At 60.8% G+C, this 18,219-nt stretch carries 13 protein-coding genes; 8 read left to right on the top strand and 5 right to left on the bottom strand.

The window, feature by feature from the left end:
- Entirely contained in the window at positions 1-972 is a 972-nt protein-coding gene (locus tag BTUS_RS15050; RefSeq protein WP_013076922.1) for a patatin-like phospholipase family protein, read from the bottom strand.
- Positions 973-1,002: 30 nt separating this feature from the next.
- Complete coding sequence (locus BTUS_RS15045) at positions 1,003-2,250, bottom strand: lysylphosphatidylglycerol synthase transmembrane domain-containing protein (protein ID WP_013076921.1); 1,248 nt, start codon at positions 2,248-2,250, stop codon at positions 1,003-1,005.
- An 83-nt stretch (positions 2,251-2,333) separates the two neighbouring features.
- Here BTUS_RS15045 and BTUS_RS15040 point away from each other — a divergent pair, with 83 nt between their 5' ends.
- On the top strand, positions 2,334-6,125 hold the full coding sequence (locus BTUS_RS15040) for an S-layer homology domain-containing protein (RefSeq protein WP_013076920.1): 3,792 nt from the start codon (positions 2,334-2,336) through the stop codon (positions 6,123-6,125).
- Positions 6,126-6,225: 100 nt separating this feature from the next.
- Here the strand turns inward: BTUS_RS15040 and BTUS_RS15035 are convergent, their stop codons facing one another.
- A complete protein-coding gene (locus BTUS_RS15035; RefSeq protein ID WP_013076919.1) occupies positions 6,226-7,917 on the bottom strand; it encodes a methyl-accepting chemotaxis protein in 1,692 nt (563 codons plus the stop codon).
- Between the two features lie 170 nt (positions 7,918-8,087).
- Between BTUS_RS15035 and BTUS_RS15030 the strand changes: the two genes are divergently transcribed.
- Complete coding sequence (locus BTUS_RS15030; protein ID WP_013076918.1) at positions 8,088-9,947, top strand: stalk domain-containing protein; 1,860 nt, start codon at positions 8,088-8,090, stop codon at positions 9,945-9,947.
- Positions 9,948-9,999: 52 nt separating this feature from the next.
- Here the strand turns inward: BTUS_RS15030 and BTUS_RS17135 are convergent, their stop codons facing one another.
- A complete protein-coding gene (locus tag BTUS_RS17135; protein ID WP_013076917.1) occupies positions 10,000-11,097 on the bottom strand; it encodes a polysaccharide deacetylase family protein in 1,098 nt (365 codons plus the stop codon).
- Between the two features lie 305 nt (positions 11,098-11,402).
- Between BTUS_RS17135 and BTUS_RS17130 the strand changes: the two genes are divergently transcribed.
- Both BTUS_RS17130 and BTUS_RS15015 read left to right on the top strand, forming a co-directional pair.
- Positions 11,403-12,503 carry an LCP family protein gene (locus BTUS_RS17130; protein ID WP_013076916.1) on the top strand — a complete coding sequence of 367 codons (1,101 nt, stop codon included), beginning with the start codon at positions 11,403-11,405 and terminating at the stop codon, positions 12,501-12,503.
- Positions 12,500-13,294 carry a WecB/TagA/CpsF family glycosyltransferase gene (locus tag BTUS_RS15015; RefSeq protein WP_013076915.1) on the top strand — a complete coding sequence of 265 codons (795 nt, stop codon included), beginning with the start codon at positions 12,500-12,502 and terminating at the stop codon, positions 13,292-13,294. Before BTUS_RS17130 ends, BTUS_RS15015 begins: the two co-directional genes overlap by 4 nt.
- Before the next feature lie 280 nt (positions 13,295-13,574).
- On the opposite strand, the gene BTUS_RS15005 is transcribed toward BTUS_RS15015, so the two are convergent.
- A complete protein-coding gene (locus BTUS_RS15005) occupies positions 13,575-14,105 on the bottom strand; it encodes a DUF421 domain-containing protein (RefSeq protein WP_245543335.1) in 531 nt (176 codons plus the stop codon).
- A 198-nt stretch (positions 14,106-14,303) separates the two neighbouring features.
- Here BTUS_RS15005 and BTUS_RS15000 point away from each other — a divergent pair, with 198 nt between their 5' ends.
- The 4 genes from BTUS_RS15000 (at position 14,304) to BTUS_RS19125 (ending at position 18,203) form a co-directional block, all read left to right on the top strand.
- On the top strand, positions 14,304-15,194 hold the full coding sequence (locus BTUS_RS15000; protein ID WP_041306330.1) for an acyl-ACP desaturase: 891 nt from the start codon (positions 14,304-14,306) through the stop codon (positions 15,192-15,194).
- Positions 15,195-15,238: 44 nt separating this feature from the next.
- A complete protein-coding gene (locus BTUS_RS14995) occupies positions 15,239-15,424 on the top strand; it encodes a hypothetical protein (protein ID WP_041304431.1) in 186 nt (61 codons plus the stop codon).
- Between the two features lie 383 nt (positions 15,425-15,807).
- The gene (gene metK / locus BTUS_RS14990) at positions 15,808-17,016 is read left to right on the top strand and encodes a methionine adenosyltransferase (RefSeq protein WP_013076911.1); all 1,209 of its coding nucleotides are present in this window, start codon (positions 15,808-15,810) and stop codon (positions 17,014-17,016) included.
- Positions 17,017-17,366: 350 nt separating this feature from the next.
- Positions 17,367-18,203, top strand: coding sequence for a response regulator transcription factor (locus BTUS_RS19125; RefSeq protein ID WP_013076910.1), 837 nt, complete (start codon positions 17,367-17,369; stop codon positions 18,201-18,203).
- Positions 18,204-18,219 lie beyond the last annotated feature (16 nt).

The following is an 18,219-nucleotide window of genomic DNA, read 5'->3' as shown; positions in this document are numbered from 1 at the left end:
TTATCCTTCTCGCCGTTTCTCCAAAGTTCGACAGGTCCATTCATAAGCCGCATCGGCGACTTCGCCCAGGCGACGGAAGTCGTTCACGGCGATGGGGGGGATTTCGGGATGGATGACCCAATCGGCGGCGAGGTGAGCCGTACGGCTCTGATGGGCCAACATGACGTTCACGGAGCGAAACAGGATGGATATCGGGCCGTCGAACCGCCGCTGAGGCCGCCAACCCCAAGGGCTGACGAGATCCACCGCCACCGCCGCCGGGGCCCCGAGCGCCCGGAGGGGAGCCACGGGACAATTGTCGAGCAGTCCCCCATCCACGAAAACCCGATCTTTCCATACCATCGGTTGAAAAATCACCGGTACGGCTGAACTGGCCAGAAGGGCGAGCGAAGCCGGAATATCTTGAATAACCTCCCAGTGCAAACCCCCTGGTCCGCGAAGGGTCGATTCAGCCCCATCGGCCTCTTTGGTCTGCCTTTCCGTTGTCGGTTCGAAGGCGGTCTCGTCCGTCCCATGACCCGGTACGTCCTCCGATGACCCGTTAGGGGGCCGCACGTCACCAAGGGGGCGGGACGCGAAGATCACTTCCCGTCCCCGGGTGAGATCCACGGCGGGGAGCGCGACGGGACGAAGAAGATCCCGCACCTGACGAAAATCCGTGAGAGAGGCGAGCCATCGTTCCAAACGGGATGCTCGAAAAAAACCCAGCCATTCTCCTCGATGGCGAAGGAGCCGCCGCCTGGCCAGGCTTTTCCAGTCCACGTCAAAATGCCGCCGCTCCAAGCGATCGAGTAGATGCCTCAACTCCCGACCGCCGTACCCGGCGGCCCACAGCCCGGCGACCAGGGCGCCTCCCGAGGTGCCCGACATATGGGTGATGACATACCCGGCTTCTTCGAAAGCCCGTATGACCCCGACATGGGCCGCCGACGCCGCCGCACCGCCCGACAACGCCAAACCCACCGCTTTCACTTTACTTCACCGCCTTTTCCGTTTCGAGGCTCACTGCTCCGACGTCTCCCCGGCGTTTCGACAAGGTCTTGGACCCGGGGACGGCGGCTGACCGGGCCACCTCACCATGGCCAACAGCCCGAGAGGAATCGGCAACCAGAAGGTGATCCCCCGATACGCCAAGGTCAGCGCCCAGGACTGGGGCCAGGGGACGCCCAACCAGTGGTACAGGGCGGCCATGGACACTTCAAAGATCCCCAGGGAAAAGGGCAGGGCCGACAAGTTGACCAGAAGGACCACAAGGCCATATCCGGCGATCAAGTGGTGCCAGGGCAGCGAAATGTGCAAGGCCGATATGAAGGCAGCCAGGGTACCGATCCGCAGCACGTAGAGCAAAAGATTCTCGGCCAGCGCAGCGCCCCACAGTCCGGGTTCTCGTCGTATTCGCTCCCAAGTGGCCTCAAAGGCGCGAAACCGCTCCTCCGGGTCCCAGATTCTGCGCCGCCGGCGGGGTGCCTCGGAGGAGGGCGGGGCCGAGGTGGCCCGGGCCGGAGAGATCTCGCCGAGAAGTCCCGTGGCCCCGGGATTTGGGGCACCCGTGCTCATCCGGTGCCCGCGCCGGGCCCGCCACCGCTTCCACCAGGCGGGTTCGTGAGCTTTCCACCAATGGATCAACCCGCCGATCCAGTGCACGATTCGCCGGACCGCCCGGCGGCGAACCGGTGTCCATAGGAACCCCGCCCCGAGCACCACGCCGCCGATCGCCGCCCACCGGCCGACGAGCAGCGCCTGATGAATGGAGGGCGGCAAGGGAATGTCAAAGGTGGACAAAAGGACCACCGACAGGGCCACAATCAACAAAGTCGCCACCAGCCCCAGGGAAGTAAACAAGCCCATCATCCACAAGGTACTTGCCCAAGTGACCCCCCAGCGGGCCCCGGCCACCGCCAGGACGGCGATGGTGCTGGTGCCGGCGGTGGGGAGCAGCCGGTCGACGACACCGGAGACAAGGAGCAGGCGAAACAATGCCCCTCGGGGCACTGGGGTGCCCGCCGCCCGGTACAGCCGGCCCACCAAATCCCAGTAAGTTAGGAGGAACCCCGTCTCGCACGCCACGGCCAAAAGGGTCCCGGTGGGCGAGGCGTGCCGGATCACGTCCAGGATCCGCCAAAGTTCATCCCGATAAAACCAAAGGGCCACAGAGACTCCGAGCACCAGGGCGCCGAGCCAGACCCACAGCCATATTCGATTGGTGGTTCCCGATTCCCGGGGTAAATCTGGGGACAGGTGATCGGCCACTGAGCGATCCTCCTCACTCGGGCAGGGATGGGATCTTCCCCTGCTGAAGCTTAGTATGACATATTTTGAGGGAGGGGGAGGCCATGAAAAAGCGGAATGTGCGCTGGGTCGCATGGCTGCTGGTGTGGCTGATGGCTCTCACCGCGGCGCCGGTGGGTGCCCTGGCCGACAGTTGGTCGCTGACGGCGAATCTGCCCACGAGTAGCGATGCGGCCCTGTCGACGAATTCGAAGGTCATGGATGTGACCGTGACCTTCAACAACGTGGTGGATATCAAATGTCTGGTGCAACCCGACGGTTCCCAGGCGATCAACACCTACGAGAATCCCCAGATTCAGGGCAATCAAGCAACCTTTCCCGGCATCGTGCTGAGTCCGGGGCTGAACCTGATTTCCTTTCTCGGCACCTCGGGAAATCTTCAGGTGCAATCGCAAACGTATTATGTCAACTTTCTCAACAATCCCCGCCTGAGCAATATTCAAGTGCTGGGGACGAACATCGATTCGGATTCCACCGTCGCCGTGGAATCCAGTCCGGTCAGTCTCCAGTACGACACGGAAAATGCCACCCGGAGCACCGTGAACGGAACCAGTGTATTCGGGTCGCCGGTGGGGACGAAACAAACCTGGACGACTTCCCTAAAACTGAACCCCGGGGAAAACCCGGTTGTCATCGTTGCCGCTAACGCCCAGCGGTCGGTGGCCGTGCAAAAGTCGGTGGTCCTCCTCGATCCCGCCACCAAGTCGGCCCCCTTCGGTGTGACGCTGACCAGTAACGACGGCCAGGTTACCTCCTTGTGGACCGGGCAAAAGGCCCAGGTGACGGGTTCCCAGCCCCTCACGCTCAAAGGCCGCCTGGCCACGCCTGCACTCGGCACCACTTCGCCCACGGTGGAAGTCTCGGTGGATAACGGCCCTTACCAATCCGTCACTTCTATCGCGGCCTCCGGCACGATCAAAGAGATGACCCAGTGGGGCGCCTCTACCCCCCTTCAGGTGTGGAACTGGAGTCTGCCCCTCGGGACTCTCCCGGGTTCGGCGCCGGATCACACTCTCCAGGTGCGGGTGACGGTGAACGGGACGACCAACCAGAGCGGCGTCGGCGACTATGCGTTCTCTTACGTGGACACCACTCAACCATATTGGAGCAACCCGGCGCAGCTGTTCGGAGTGACTTGGGCGGGGGGCGCGGTTCAGGCCGCCCAGTCGATGCCTGTTGCCGATCCCTGGACCGTTTCCCAGGCGCCTGTCGACATGGCGCTGTCTTTGAACAACTTCACCGGGACTCCGGATTTTAGCCAAGTAACGATCCAAGCCAAGGATGCTCAGGGCAACGTGATTGCGAACAACGTGTCCGCCACCATCGGGACGCTCTCCGGACAGCCGAACACCGCGGTGATCGAATTCGGCTCCGGCGTTCTGCCCTCCGGGGACTATAACCTGGTCATCTCCATGCCCGGTGTGCCCCAGGATTTTGTCCTGCACACGGTGGTGCAGCTCTCGCCCATGCTCCAGGTGGAAGTAAAGCAGGCCGGCCAGACCCTCTCGGACGGCGCGGTGGTCCAAAAAGGCGATCCCGTCTCGGTAACGGTGACACCGATCAACTTCAGCCAGATTCCCCAGGTGTCCGGCTCGGTGAACGGGCTGAACCTGGCGCTCTCCCAGTCCGGAAACACGTATCAGGTGGGCAATGTTCAACTGAGCGAGGGAGCCAACACGTTCAGTTTTAGCGCGGAGGACCCGGTGAGCCACGTGCGGGTGAGTTCCACTCTGACCATTTACAAGGCCACCCCCTCGAATCTGTCCATCACCGGTTTTCAAGCGGTATCCTCGGCTGACGGGACCGTTCTTCCTTATGATGCCACAACGAATACTTATAGCACGTCCTCCCAGCGGGTGGATCTGGAACTGAAGGTCGGCCCTGTGGGGACCGGCCCCAACCAGGTCAACCGCATCGATCTGTATAAAAATGGACAGTTGCTGACCACGCTGTCCACCAATAACCCGAACACAAGCGGCTTTACGTCATCTTCGTTGAATGGACTGACCTGGTATTACCAAGGGGATATCGTGCGCGAGATTTCCGTGGACAATACCGGCACGATGAGTCTGCGGATTTCGGGCCGGGATTCGGGCAATGGGAACTGGCTGGGGGTTGCCATGCCCGCCAATCAGACCACCAGCTTTAAAGTCACGGCGTACTCCATCTCAGCGGATGGGCGTGCCATTGGTCAGCAGGTGACGCAGACTTTACTTGTGGCTAACCAACTTAAACCCTACCAGGTGTATCTCTTTAACGGGCCCGGGTCTACCCCGAACAAACCCTTGGGCGATCCCGTGGATCTCACCCAACCGGTTCAAGTCAATCAGAACTTCCTGGATGTGATCATTGCCACCCCGTCGCCGGCGGACGCGGTAACGATCAATCGCCAGCAGGCGGTACAGTGGAAGAATCCGCCCGGTGCGGACGCAAGCCAGTGGTATTACGGGGTGGAGTTGCAGAATCTCAAGACCGGGTTGAATAAGATCGCTTTCACCGTTCAGTCGGGTTCGGCCAACGAGAAGGGCACCTTGTTGGTGAACAATCTGGACCAGGCCCTCATCTACGGCCAGGCAAAAGCCTATTTTGGCAAATCTACTTCCATCAGCGTATTTGACAAACAGGTGTCTTTGAAATTCCCCAGAAACACGATGCTGGCCAATGCGGTGTCCGAAGGGAGCGAGATCCTGCCCGGGGACGGGGCGACCAACGACCGTTATCTCCTGTTTGGCATCGCCGACCCCCAAACCGGCTCCATTAGCGGCCCGAACGCTTCAGCAAACGGGAATCCCTTCGCGAAAGTCCCCGATCAACTGCCCGCCGGGGGCTGGGCCGTGGCGAGTCCGGTGTACTGGATCGACGCCGGGCCCAAAAACTTCAACACAGAAGACTTGGGATTGCCACCCTTTGTGCCCGCCGGCGGGATCGATCCCTTCAACGCAGGAAACGGGTTTGTCCAGCGGGGGGGACCCAACGGGGGAGCCAACGATTGGATGCAGCCCACGAAAGAAGGAACGTTGACTCTGGCCTATGACCCGCTCATCCGCAATCAGGAGGCCGGGCGGCTCACAGTCTTTTATCTGGACATGAGCGCGTTGCAAAACGGCATCTCGTCCAACCCCTGGCGGAACATCGGGGGCGTCGTGAACCTCTCCAGCCACACCATTTCCGTGCCCTTTCGGCATTTTGGATACTACGTGGTGGCCAAGGAGGTGTACTCGTATCAGGACGTGGCGTCTCACCCCTGGGCCAAGGATTACCTGGAGATCATGTATTCAAAGGGGATCATGACCAACGATCCCGCCCTGGTGGACGCCTTTAATCCGGACGTGCCGATCACCCGGGGCGAGTTCACCACCATGGTGGTCAAGATGCTGGGGCTCCCGCTGGATTACGATCCCAATCACCGCCTGTTTATCGACGTGGGCCAGGCCACGGGGGGCCTGTATGACTACCGGTACATCGAGACCGCCGCGCGAAAAGGCATTGTTCACGGCGCGGGGCCGAACATTTTCCGGCCTGGTGACCCGCTGAGCCGTCAGGAGGCGGCGACGATGATCGCGGCGGCGATGAACCTCAAGATGACCGACGGCGTGTCGGCGAAAGCTGCCCTGTCCCGGTTGTACGGCGATGCCAATTCGGTGGACCTCTACGCGGCGCCGGCGGTGCTCGCCGTGAGCCAGAAAAAGATTATGGAGGGGTCCCCAGCCCCGGGGTCGGTGACCACGGGCCGAGGGCGCAAACCGGTGATGTATTTTAACCCGAACAGCCAGCTCACCCGGGCGGAAGCGGCGGCCATCGCTTACAACGTGATGAAGCAACTGAAGAAGCTGTAACCCCCCGAGCGCCACAGGGTGACGGAATCAAAAAAGGCTGTCCTCAGGCGGTGAAGCCGCCGGGGACAGCCTTTCTCGTGGGCCCCTCGGACCCACTTGGTCACACCTTAAACCGGCGGACCACCTGCAACAACTCCTCCGCCATGCCGGCCAGGGCCTTGGCGGAGGCGGTGATTTCTTCGATGGAGGCGGTTTGTTCCTCCACCGCCGCCGATACGGTCTGAACTTCTTCCGCCGTTTTCTGGGCGGTGGCGACGATCTCGGACGAACCGTGCAGAATCTGGTCAGTGCCGGCGGAGAGCTCTTCCACGATGGCCGACATGTCCTGGATGCGGTTGGTGACCTCTTGTACGCTCTCCAGGATACTCCCGAAGGTTTCCCCGGCCTGCTCCACGGTGCGGGTACCCGTGGCCACGCTCTCCGTTCCCCGCTCCATGGCGGCCACCGCCTGTGCCTGGTGGGCCTGGATCGTATCGATGAGAGCTTTGATCTCGCCGGCCGCCGACGATGACTGCTCCGCCAGCTTGCGAATCTCCCCGGCCACCACGGCAAAGCCCCGGCCCTGATCTCCCGCCCGGGCCGCTTCGATGGCGGCGTTCAAGGCGAGCAGGTTCGTCTGTTCCGCCAAACTCTGAATGACCCCCACGATGGAACCGATCTTCGCCGAATGCTCGTCCAGGTCGTGCACCGCCTGGGCCGTCTGGCTCACCGCTTCCTTGATGTGTTCCATCTGCTCGGTGATCTGTTTCACCATCGCCCGGCCGCCTTCGGCCGCTTCGGCGGAGCCCGACGCCAGCACCGTCACATTCTGCGCCGATTCCGCCGCCTGTTGTACGCCTGCCGTCATCTGGCGCATGGTTTCCGACGCTTGGCGGATCGCCTGAAGCTGTACGTCCGCCCCCTCGGCGATGGCCTGGACGGAGTTCGAGATCTCCGTCGCCCCTTGTCCGACCTGTTCCGCCCCGGCCGTCAACTGTTCCGAGGTGGCCGCCACTTGCTCGGTGTTCGCCATCACCTGACGCAGGATCTCTTGGATGCTGTCAAGCATCTGGTTGAAAGACCGGGCCAGGTCGGCCACCTCGTCCTTGCCCTTGTCCTCGATGCGCTGGGTGAGATCCCCGCCCTGCAGCGCCATTTCTTTCATCCGGGTGCTGACCCGTCGAATGGGCACCACGATATTCGCCGCAGTGCCCACCGCAAAGGCAATGGCGATGACAATGGAGGCCGCGGAGAGCACGCCGAGAACCAATCGTTCCTGCAGGTACGCCTTTTCCACTTTAGCGGCCGCACTGTCCAGCACATTTTGAATCTCATTGGCAATATCGGCGTAGGTGGCGCGAAAATCATCCATGTACACTTTCCCGCCGGCGAAGTTGGCCCGGGCCTCGTCCATCTTCCCCGCTTTGGCCAGGTCGATCTCTTGTTGAAAATAATCCTGAACCCGGTTGATCTTCGGAATGGCTTCGGTATTGAGCAGTTCTTTCAGTTTGGGGTACGCATCGCTGTGCGACTGGAGATACTCGAGGTCTTTCTTGAGTTGATCGCGGCCGTTGAGATACGGCTCCAGGAAATACTGATCTCCGGTGAGGAGGAATCCCCGGGTTCCCGTTTCTTCGTTCAGCAGGTCGACCATGAGGTTGTTTGTCGCCCGAATCACGGGAATCGAATTGTTGACGACAAACTCGTGATTGCTTCGCATCAGACTGAGCTGGATATATGCCATCACCGCCTGAACCACCATAAGCACCAATAACACCGAGAATCCCACCGCGAGCTTTGACCGGATTTTCACCCACTTGTCCCTCCTATCTTGCGGCCTATCGATTCGCCAAATGTCTGTTTCACAGAATTCGTCCGCCTCCAGACGGTTCCCTGCATCGCTGCAGCCATTGTTATCCGTCGGCGGTTGTGCGGTTGGAAAAAATCCGTTAGGATGAGAAAGGGAGAGGAGGAGGGTCCTTCGTGCACATCAGCTCGCGGTGGGCCGGGAGCCGCAACCGCCTCGCCGGGAAGGTGCGCCGACCCGGGTGGGCGGTTGCGCCGTTGCTCGTTCTGGGGTCATGTCTGATAACTCCGGGCGTGTCCCAGGCGGCCGCCGATCATCCGGCGTTGTACGTGGACGGCAAACGGTTGACGCCCGACGTTCCCCCATACATAGTCCGCGACCGGGTTATGGTTCCGCTGCGAGCGGTGGCGGAAAGTCTCGGCGCTTCCGTCTCGTGGAATGAAACGCAGCGGACCGCGGCCGTTGATCGCGGCCCGGTGCACATTGAGATTCCCATCGGCCGCAATGTGTTGTACAAAGATGGCTCGGAAGTTCGCCTCGACGTCCCCGCGGAGCTGGTGAGGGACCGGACGATGGTACCCCTGCGGGCGGTGGCCGAGGCGTTGGGGGAACAGGTGAACTGGGATGGGGTTCAACAGGCGGTGTTCATTGTGACCCCGCCATCTTCGGGAACGGGCGGCTCCCCGCAGACGGGCGACACCGGACAGACCGGGACTTCCGGTCAGACGGGCACCTCTGGTCAAAGCGGCGGCCCCGGTCAAAACGGCAGTTCCGGCCAGAGCGACACTTCGGGCCACCCCCCCACTCCTGGCCAAAGCGGGGTTCCTGCAGCCGGAGGCGGATCGGGTGACGACAGTTCGAATCCCGGCGCTGGAATGAACCTGATCGATGTACAAAGCGCCGAGCCCGGAGTGACCATCGGCCAAGTGAACAAGATCCGGGCTTTGCTCCAAGATGCGGGGATTTATGATCGACTGCGCCGGGACATCCCCGGTGACTTCACCCAGCCCGTGCACATCCACTTGGTGATCACCAAGGATGGGTTTAGCAAAGCCCTGGCTGCTGCCGGGATGAGTCTCGAACAGGTGGAGACCTTCTCGGATATCACCAGCGGAGCAGCTTTTGGCAACGAAATTTACCTGCCTCTCTACGCCGTGGCGGACGACGCCCAGATCGCCAATGTGCTCGCCCATGAGCTGACTCACGTCTACCTGGATCAAAATGGCCTGGGGAATCGGATCCCCGTGTGGTTCAACGAAGGGCTGGCCTGGCACGAGGGTCTCGCCGCCCAAGGGAAGTTCCAGGCACCGGTGGTGCTTGACGGGTGGAAAAAGCGCATTGAGGCGGCGATCATCGACGGTCGGCAGAAGCATCTTTTGGGGCCCCTGACGGGGATTACCGAAGATCTGATCCTGCACACCCCGAAGTACAACCCCGAATGGCAGGGGTATGTGGCATTGGAGCACCTGGCCCAGGGCCACTGGGATCGGGTGTGGGAGTATTTGACCGCCGTGAAAGAGGGGACTCCCCAACAACTGGCTTTCTCCCGGGCCTTCGGGCGGACGGAAAGCGCGTTTAGCGACGAGATGGACCGTTGGCTGGACCAGCAGGCCGCGCAACCCGACCCCGGTGCCACGGTGGTCTTGAATGTCCTCCCCGGGTTCTCCGGAAGCCTCGGGGTGCTGCCGAAGGGAACGGATATCTGGAATAAATCCCGGGTGACCCCGGGGAGCTACCAGGTGACTGTGACATCGGATGGCACCATTGGCGGCCTGGGGAATAGCCAAATCTTTTACACCGTGGCCGGGGCTGACCCGAACACCATGTTTATCGGGGTGCAGCCCGACGCCAACGGCCCTGGAGGCGTGGGACAGGAGGGCGGGTTTGCGGTTTCCTACGCTTTTGGTAGATATTTTTACCAAAACGCCTGGAGCCGGACGATCGGCGATATTCCCTCCTTCAGTCAAACCGATACGATCCTCGGTGTTCAGCTTCAAGACATCCAGTCCGGCCTGTCATCCAAGGGATCCACCTAACAGGCGGATCGAACGGGGCGGCACTCGACGCTCAGCCGGGTGCCGCCCGGTGTTATGGTTGGGTTACCCGCCCGGCCATCCCGGGCCCGGTGGCGGTTTTTATGTCCAGGGACCCGATCGCCGCCGCGAAGCTCGTCAAACTCTCTCCCCCGGAGATTCTCAGGCGGTGAAGTGCATAACGGCCTTGGGACAGAGAGGCGGGGCCTGAACGGGTGGTTACAGCGACCAGGTACCCCGTCTCCTCGGCATCTTTCTCTACCGCCGGGTCGTAGCTGCCGGCTGGGTAGCATAATGCGTACACAGATTTATGTAAATGTTCTTCAATTGTTGCCTTGGATGCCTGTAATTCCTGGATTGCCAAAGGCTTTGGCAAGGAAGCCAGATTCAGGTGATGAACGGTATGGGACTCCACGTCAAAGATTCCCTCCCGCTCTCCGGATTCAAGATCTTCCCAGGAGACGTAATTCGGTTTCCCCACGAAGTCGGTGATCACAAAAACTGTGGCCCGGAGGCCAAGGTTTTTTAACACCGGGTAAGCGGCGGTCATGACATCTTTGTACCCGTCGTCAAAGGTGATCACCACGGGCTTGGCGGGCAAAACCTCTCGACCGGCCCACGCCTTGAGCAGATCGGCCAAGGTTACGGCTGTGTATCCATTTTGGGTGAGCCATTCCATCTGTTCCGCGAAAGTCGCCGGATCGACGCAGAGGCGGTTCCCCGGGTTGTGGGAAATCGAATGATACATCAGGATGGGAACCAGGACCCCGGAGTGTTTCACTCGGTTCAATACATCATCCGTCACCCCACCTAAGGGATCGGGAATAGCCGCCCCGCCTCCCGACGAGCCGATCTCCGACCACGTGCCTGCCGCTGGACTCTCGGCTTGTCCGCCCCGGGCAATTTGAGAAACGGGGAGGTGGGGCGGCCCCGGCGTCGGCAAGACCTGGGAAGGGTGGTCGGAAGGTGCGGGCCCTTCCGCAGACATGGTGCAACCCGTCAGGGTGACGGCCAACGAGAATCCCCACAAGACCAACCGCCTTCGTATCTGAGCCGTCCCTCTTGGAGCGTGGACCTCCCTCCCCCCGCCCACTTTCTTGCCCGCTTTGCTATCCTGATGCTGCCTGGCTCCTAAACTGCGTCTCCGGTGCATGGGTCCCCTCTCCCTCCGTGCCATCCGCTGAACATGAGCCGCTGCGAGCTCTGTTCGCTTTTCTTCCATTATAACGGCTATAACGGCGGCAGACGGCGCAGGTGGTATCGGAGCCCGGTTCCCCCGGGGGCGGGACGCCGGGATTTTTGACCGTTCGTGCCGCGCCCCCTCCCTCGCTCGGAATGCTTGGGCCAGAATCAGTGATGGTCTTCAAAGTTTCCCCACCTGTGGCCGAGGTTCCCGTCGCCCCTTTTGCCCACTTCGGCGCATACTAGCCCTAGGACGCTCTGGGGGGAGGTGGGCCGATGGGAAAAGGCAGACGCATGCTTTTTGTCTTTTTTGGGGTGGTGATCGGCGTCGTCCTGCTTCCGGTAGGCCTTGGGTCAGGTCTCATCAACCACCCGGGTCACCTCCTCGATGTCCCGGGACATACAGGGACACCCCCCTGGGCCCTTCCGCGGATCGGGAGGGTGGGGTCCGGGGACAGCGCCGGGGGGAACGGGATCGCCTCCGGCTTCCATCCCCCGATGTCGGAGCAAACCCCGAAATCTGCCAGTAACCGGGATCCCCTCGCTCCCGACTCCCGGATCTCTCCCCCGTGGACCGGGCCGTTTTCGCACGGGCCAAGCCCCGGAGCCGGCCCTGCAAACATGAATGTGCTTCTCGTGGGCGTCGATCGGCGGGGGAAAGAGATCGGTCGGTCGGACACCATTATCCTCGCGGGAGTTCGGCCTGCCCGGCGGGAAGTTCTTTTGTATTCGATTCCCCGGGACGCCCGAGTGGCGATTCCCGGGGTGGGCTTTACGAAGATTAACCACGCCGCAGCTTATGGCGGGATTCCTCTTCTAAAATCCTCTCTGGAAACCTGGTTGGGCGTTCCCATCGATCACTGGGTGATGGTGGACTTTGAAGGGTTCCGGCGGCTTGTCACCCGCATGGGCGGGGTATCGGTGGATATCGAAAAAGCGATGGATTACGATGATCCCGGAGACGGAACCCACATCCACCTCGTCCCCGGCCGGCAGTGGCTGGACGGCCAGGCGGCTCTGGATTACGCCAGGTTTCGTGGGGATCCCGAGGCGGACGCGGCCCGGGTCCGGCGGCAATTGCAGTTGGTGCACGCCCTGTTCCTTCGCGGTGCTAATCCGGGACTGTGGCCCGCCCTGGCGGCGGAGGCGATGACCTGCAGGGACCACATCCAAACCGATCTTGGCACCAGGGCCCTTGTCAATCTGGCCGCCGCCCTGTACCCTTTTGACCAGGTGACAGTTCGCACCCGGGCGCTGACCGGCGTTGCCTATGTGGATAACCGGGATGGGGTGTGGTATCTCACCCCGGATCGCCGGGAAGTCGATCTTTTGCGCCGGTCCCTGGCCCGGTCCGAGGCCCGGGAGGCGGGAAGTTGAACGGGAAAGGGGTCGGCCATGGGGTCATGGAGCAGCGGGTGGAAGTGATGGGAACGGGCTTTGATCCGGTGACCTTGGAAGAGGCGGCCAAGCGGATCGCCGAGTGGGTGGATGGATGGAACGGGGCAGGGCCTTTAAAGCAGGTGGTGACCGCCAACCCGGAGGTGGTGATGCTGGCCCGGAGGAATCCCGGGGTGGCACAGGTGGTGCGGCGGGCGGATTTGGTCACGGCGGACGGGATCGGGGTGGTTTTGGCGTCAACATGGCTGGGGACTCCGGTCCCCGAGCGGGTCACCGGGGCGGATTTGGCCGATCGGCTCATCGGTTTCGCCAGACAGCGCGGGTGGAGGGTGTACCTGCTCGGGGCATCTTCCGCTTCTCTGGGCGGGGCTTTGGCAGAATTGAGGCGCCATTACCCCGAGGTGGACTGGCATGGACATCACGGATATTTTGATCAACAAGGGGAAAGGGAAATCCTTCAGGAAATCGCCGAAATTCGGCCTCATCTGCTTTTCGTCGGGATGGGGGCACCCCGCCAGGACATGTGGATCGCTCAGCACAGGGATCTTCCGGTCGGGGTGGCGATGGGGATCGGCGGCACCATCGACGTCTGGAGCGGCGTCGTCAAGCGGGCTCCCGCGGCTTGGCGGCGGCTTCACCTGGAGTGGCTGTACCGGCTCATCCGTCAGCCGTCCCGGATTCGTAGGCAGCTGGTGTTGCCGCACTTTGCCCTGCTCGCTCTGGGGGCGGCCCTGACGACGCGAAGGAGGGGTGGGCCGGGCCCGAAGTGATCGGCAGCGTTTCGGTTGCTCCCGAAGCGGATAAGGGCGCGCAACGACAGCGTGGAGAATTTGAAGGTGTGCCGGAGTGAGGAGACCGGGGCTGATTTTATCAAAGAATGTGAGAAAAGAGAGCCCAGAGGCGTGGCTGCTCACAGCACAGCGGCACGGGACCTGCGAACAGCCTCGCGAGGGAAAAAAGGTGTATCGGGGAGCGCTCATGAGTCCGATGAAAGGCCTGGAAAAGCCGGTGCGGATTGTACCACGCAAAAGGCAGTAAAGACACGCCGCCTTACCGGTTGCGGCTCGAACGCACTTTCCGCAAACGGTGTACGGTTGGATTGTTCTGCGGGATGACGGAGATGGTTCCGTCCATCTCCAAAATGGCGGTGTCGACCGCTTCGATCCGGTCGATCCCGTGTTCACGTAAAGCCGCCAACAATTCGTCCAAGCTGACCCCTTCCCTCCGCAGGTGATCCTCAATCACCCGGCCGCGGGTGACGAGAACAACGGGAGCTCCCTCAAAAAAATGCCGAAGTTTCGTTTTACGGCTGATCATGCGGTTTAATCCCAAAAGGACAAACGAGCCAAGAAGGCCACCTACCACGGAGTTGTCAGGGCCGATCATGGCGTTTTGCACCGCGTTTGACAAGAGGAGAAGGGTAACGAGGTCAAACGGCGTCATTTGGCCGAGAATCCGACGTCCCATCAAGCGAAGAACCATGAGGAGCACCGCGTAGACCACGGCGACCCGGACGGCCGTGAAAAGAACGGTCCAGCTGTTCCCAACGGCGTCATAGACATGGACCATGAACTGTTCCACCGCAATTCTCCCCTTCACGCCAGTTCTAATACCGCGATGAGTCAGAGTCTTCCCCCATACTTTAACATCCCTTCACCCTACCCGGGAACGGGAGAGCTTCTTGCGCCAAAAAAGATCGGTCACAATTTCGCTCTGTTCTGTTTCGCCAAACTCCAGTATGATATTAAGGAAATCCAAAAGAAATGGGTGGGGCATTTGCTGCTGTTATCCAACACCAACGCCCGGTTGGAGTCGCGTCTGAGCGAGCTGCTGGCCCGCCACCGCGAACAAGCTGCTCACATTGACTGGAGCTATCATGAGTACATCCCTTGGGAGAAGGGACGCAGTTTCAAAGCAGAACCATGGGAGGAAAGCCAGCAGGTCCTGCCAAATGGCATCTACATGGCAATTGAGACGGCATTGCTCACGGAAGTGAATCTTCCCTGGTTTACAAGCGGGCTGAGTACAACGTTTCGCGGTTCGTTTCAAGTTTTGCAGGATTTTATCCATACCTGGACGGCAGAGGAGGACCAGCACAGCAACCTGCTGGAAACCTACCTGATCGTCACCCGCAACGGCAATCCGGATGAACTGCACCATCTGCGCAAACGGGTGGTGGAGCAAGGTTGGCAACCGGACTATCAAACGCCGATTGAAACGATGGCGTACACCAGCATTCAGGAGCGGGCCACGATGGTGTTTTACCTGAACGTGGCGAAGGCGGCCCAAACGTATGATCCTGACCTGTCACAACTGCTGCGGCGGTTGGCCAAAGACGAGACGCTGCATTACGCGTTTTATCGGGATGCCGTCAAGGCGCATCTAGAACTGGAGCCGAATTTTGTGTTACCGCTTGCTCAGGTTATGATGAAGTTCCGCATGCCGGGGGCAGTGATGCCCGATTTTCCGGAGCGGGAGAGGATCATTGCAAAAGAAGCGAATTACAGCCCGATCCATTATTTTCACCAGGTGGTGAACACGTTGGTCGACAATTGGGGAATTCGCTCATTGCGGCCCACAGCGGCGGAAGCCGAGACAGCCCGATTGCAGCTTTTGGCTTATCATGACCGGTTGCGGCGGGTAGCAGAACGGATCGGCCGGAAACGGTAACCGAAAATCTGGCCTCAACCCGGACTCGTGAGGAACGGATAGAGATGATCGAACGAGGTCATCCCGAGATTCCGTTGAGTAAACAGGCTGAACTGCCAAGTCTCAATCGCACCATCCTGTATTACAAACCTGTGGATAAGGCGGAGGAGGAGGTGCGCCTCAAGCACCGGATCGCCTTTGACCATTCACCCCTCCCGTTCCTTCAACGGGAAGACACAGGGTGGGCATAGAGGTGAGGTGTAGCTTAGCGACGACGAAACTTTGTCTTGACAAAGGGGACCACCGTAGGAAATTCGGCTCTGGCGCCGCCGCGCCTGTTCTGGTTTGGCATTCAAGGCGGCGATGGCGTATTTGCGGGCATATCCCAGTGTCTCCTGCAACTCGTCCAGGATCTGTGACTTTTCCGATCGGCTGCGTGCTTGCCGATAGCGCGTCCGCATGGTGTTCAAGTATTCTCGCCGACTCTGCATGGACATCCGCACCGCGATCCCTTCGGTAAGATTTTAACTGAGTGATTGCGTGCCGTTGACGACGGCTGAGGCGCATACTATAATTATTACGTTTTATCAGCGGGTTTGATGCGGATTTGCGCCCAGGAATGGAGGAGTGGCACGTGCCGAGGCGGTACCTGTTCACGTCGGAATCCGTGACGGAAGGCCATCCGGATAAGATGTGCGACCAGATCTCCGATGCGGTATTGGATGCGATTTATGCGAAGGATCCGATGGCGCGGGTAGCGTGCGAAACGTCCGTGACCACGGGACTGGTGCTGGTCGCCGGAGAGATCACGACGGACTGTTATGTCGATATTCCGAAAATCGTCCGCGAAACCGTTCGCGAGATTGGATATACCCGGGCAAAGTTTGGTTTTGACGCGGACACCTGCGCGGTGATCACCTCCATCGATGAGCAGTCCCCGGACATCGCCCAGGGGGTGAATCGGGCGCTGGAAGCGCGGACCGGTGAGATCTCCGATGAGGAGATCGAGGCCACCGGGGCCGGGGATCAGGGTCTCATGTTCGGATTTGCCGTGAACGAAACTGAGGAACTGATGCCGCTCCCCATCTCCCTGGCCCATCGGTTGGCAAAGCGCCTGGCCGAGGTGCGCCGGGAGAAGCTTTTGTCGTATCTTCGCCCGGATGGCAAAACCCAGGTGACGATCGAGTACGAGGAGGGGCGGCCCGTGCGGGTGGACACCATCGTGATCTCCACCCAACATCATCCGAAGGTCAGCCTGGACACCATCGAAAAAGATATTAAAGAGTACGTCATCGATCCGGTGGTGTCCCGCCACATGATCGATGCCCGCACCAAGTTTTTCATCAATCCCACCGGGCGGTTCGTCATCGGCGGCCCCCGGGGGGACGCCGGGTTAACCGGGAGAAAGATCATCGTCGACACCTACGGCGGGTATGCCCGGCACGGCGGTGGGGCTTTTTCGGGGAAGGACCCCACCAAAGTCGATCGCTCCGGGGCTTACGCGGCCCGGTATGTGGCGAAAAATATCGTGGCGGCGGGGCTGGCGGACAAGTGCGAGGTTCAGGTGGCCTATGCGATTGGAGTGGCCCGGCCTGTGTCCATCATGGTGGACACGTTTGGAACGGGGCGGATCAGCGAAGAGCGCATCGAGGATTTGGTTCGGGAGTATTTTGACCTGCGGCCCGCGGGGATCATCCGGGAATTGAACCTCAGGCGTCCCATCTACCGACAGACGGCGGCCTATGGGCATTTTGGACGGCCGGATTTGGACCTGCCCTGGGAGCGGACTGACAAAGCCGAGATTCTTCGGGAGGCGGCGGGACTGAAGTTGATCGGCGGATGACTCGGACAAGGCCAGAGTACCCTCATAGCGAGGACAGGGTCGACGTATACTGTAGTATCACCCTTACCCCATTGCAATCGGACGCCTGGAAACGGCGTCCCTTTTTTTGTTTCTGCCCGCATCGGTTCGGAAGAGGCCGACGAAGGCACGGGCCGGCCCGGAGGTGTGCGGAGAAGGCCGGCGGCCTTCTTCCCCTCGAATTTCGTCGAAATTTGTCCTGTCCAAGTGATGGCAGGACAAGGTATAATGGAGCCAGATACATACAAGTCGGGAAACGGATCGGTGGAATCATCAGTACGGTACCTCCCGGTGAGGGGCTGGGAGATGTCAGGTGCAATGGGGAATGGTTTATGGCAGAGATACGGATTCTACTGGTGGACCATCACCTTCGGTACCGCCGGGGCCTGCGCTCCATCCTGGAGATGGAAAAGGAAATGATGCCGGTGGGAGAGGTCCGCAGTATTCAAGAGATCCAAAATGTCCTGGAGAATACCTCGGTCGATGTGGTGGTGCTCGATCTGGCGACGGTGGGGAACAAGGCCGCTGAGGCAGTCGGCACGATCAAATCGATCCGCCAGGAGACCCGGGTCATGGTCCTGGCCCATGAGGCGGACAGCCGATTGGTGGAGGTTCTGGCCGCGGGGGCGGATGGGGTGCTCCTGAAGGATGTCGGGGCTTCGGGCTTGGTGGAAGGCATCCGGGGTCTGGCCCGGGTCGGGGCTTATCTCCACCCGGCGGCGGCCCGGGTCGTCCTGGAGGTGCTCCGAAGCGTCTTGGCCGAGGACCGGGAGGATGCGGCATGCGGGGAAGCGCTCGGCTGGGACGAGGACCAGGCTCCGGCGGCGGTGGCGGCTCCCACTCCCGCCCTGGCGGTTCACGGGCCTGCCGGGGAAGGGCGAGAGGCTTCGAGAGGGGAAGCCGGATGGGATTGGATGGTAGACTTTGAATCGGAGGAGGACGGGGAAGACAAGGCGCCAGGGATCGTGGCGCCTTTGACAAAACGGGAGTTCGAGGTGCTTCAGCTCCTCGCTGAGGGGCGGAGCAACCGGGATATTGCGAAGGCTTTAGTCTTGAGTGAGAAAACGGTAAAAAATCACGTGGCGAGCATCCTCGATAAGCTGGTGGTCAGGGATCGCACCCAAGCGGTGCTGGTTGCTCTGCGGCGGGGATGGGTGACGTTGAATTAGGGGACGCCCGGCGGGC

Origin of the sequence: Kyrpidia tusciae DSM 2912, from assembly GCF_000092905.1 — a bacterium.
GTDB classification, from domain to species: domain Bacteria; phylum Bacillota; class Bacilli; order Kyrpidiales; family Kyrpidiaceae; genus Kyrpidia; species Kyrpidia tusciae.
The sequence above is the reverse complement of the archived record's forward strand: the minus strand, read 5'-3'. Positions and strand labels throughout refer to the sequence as shown.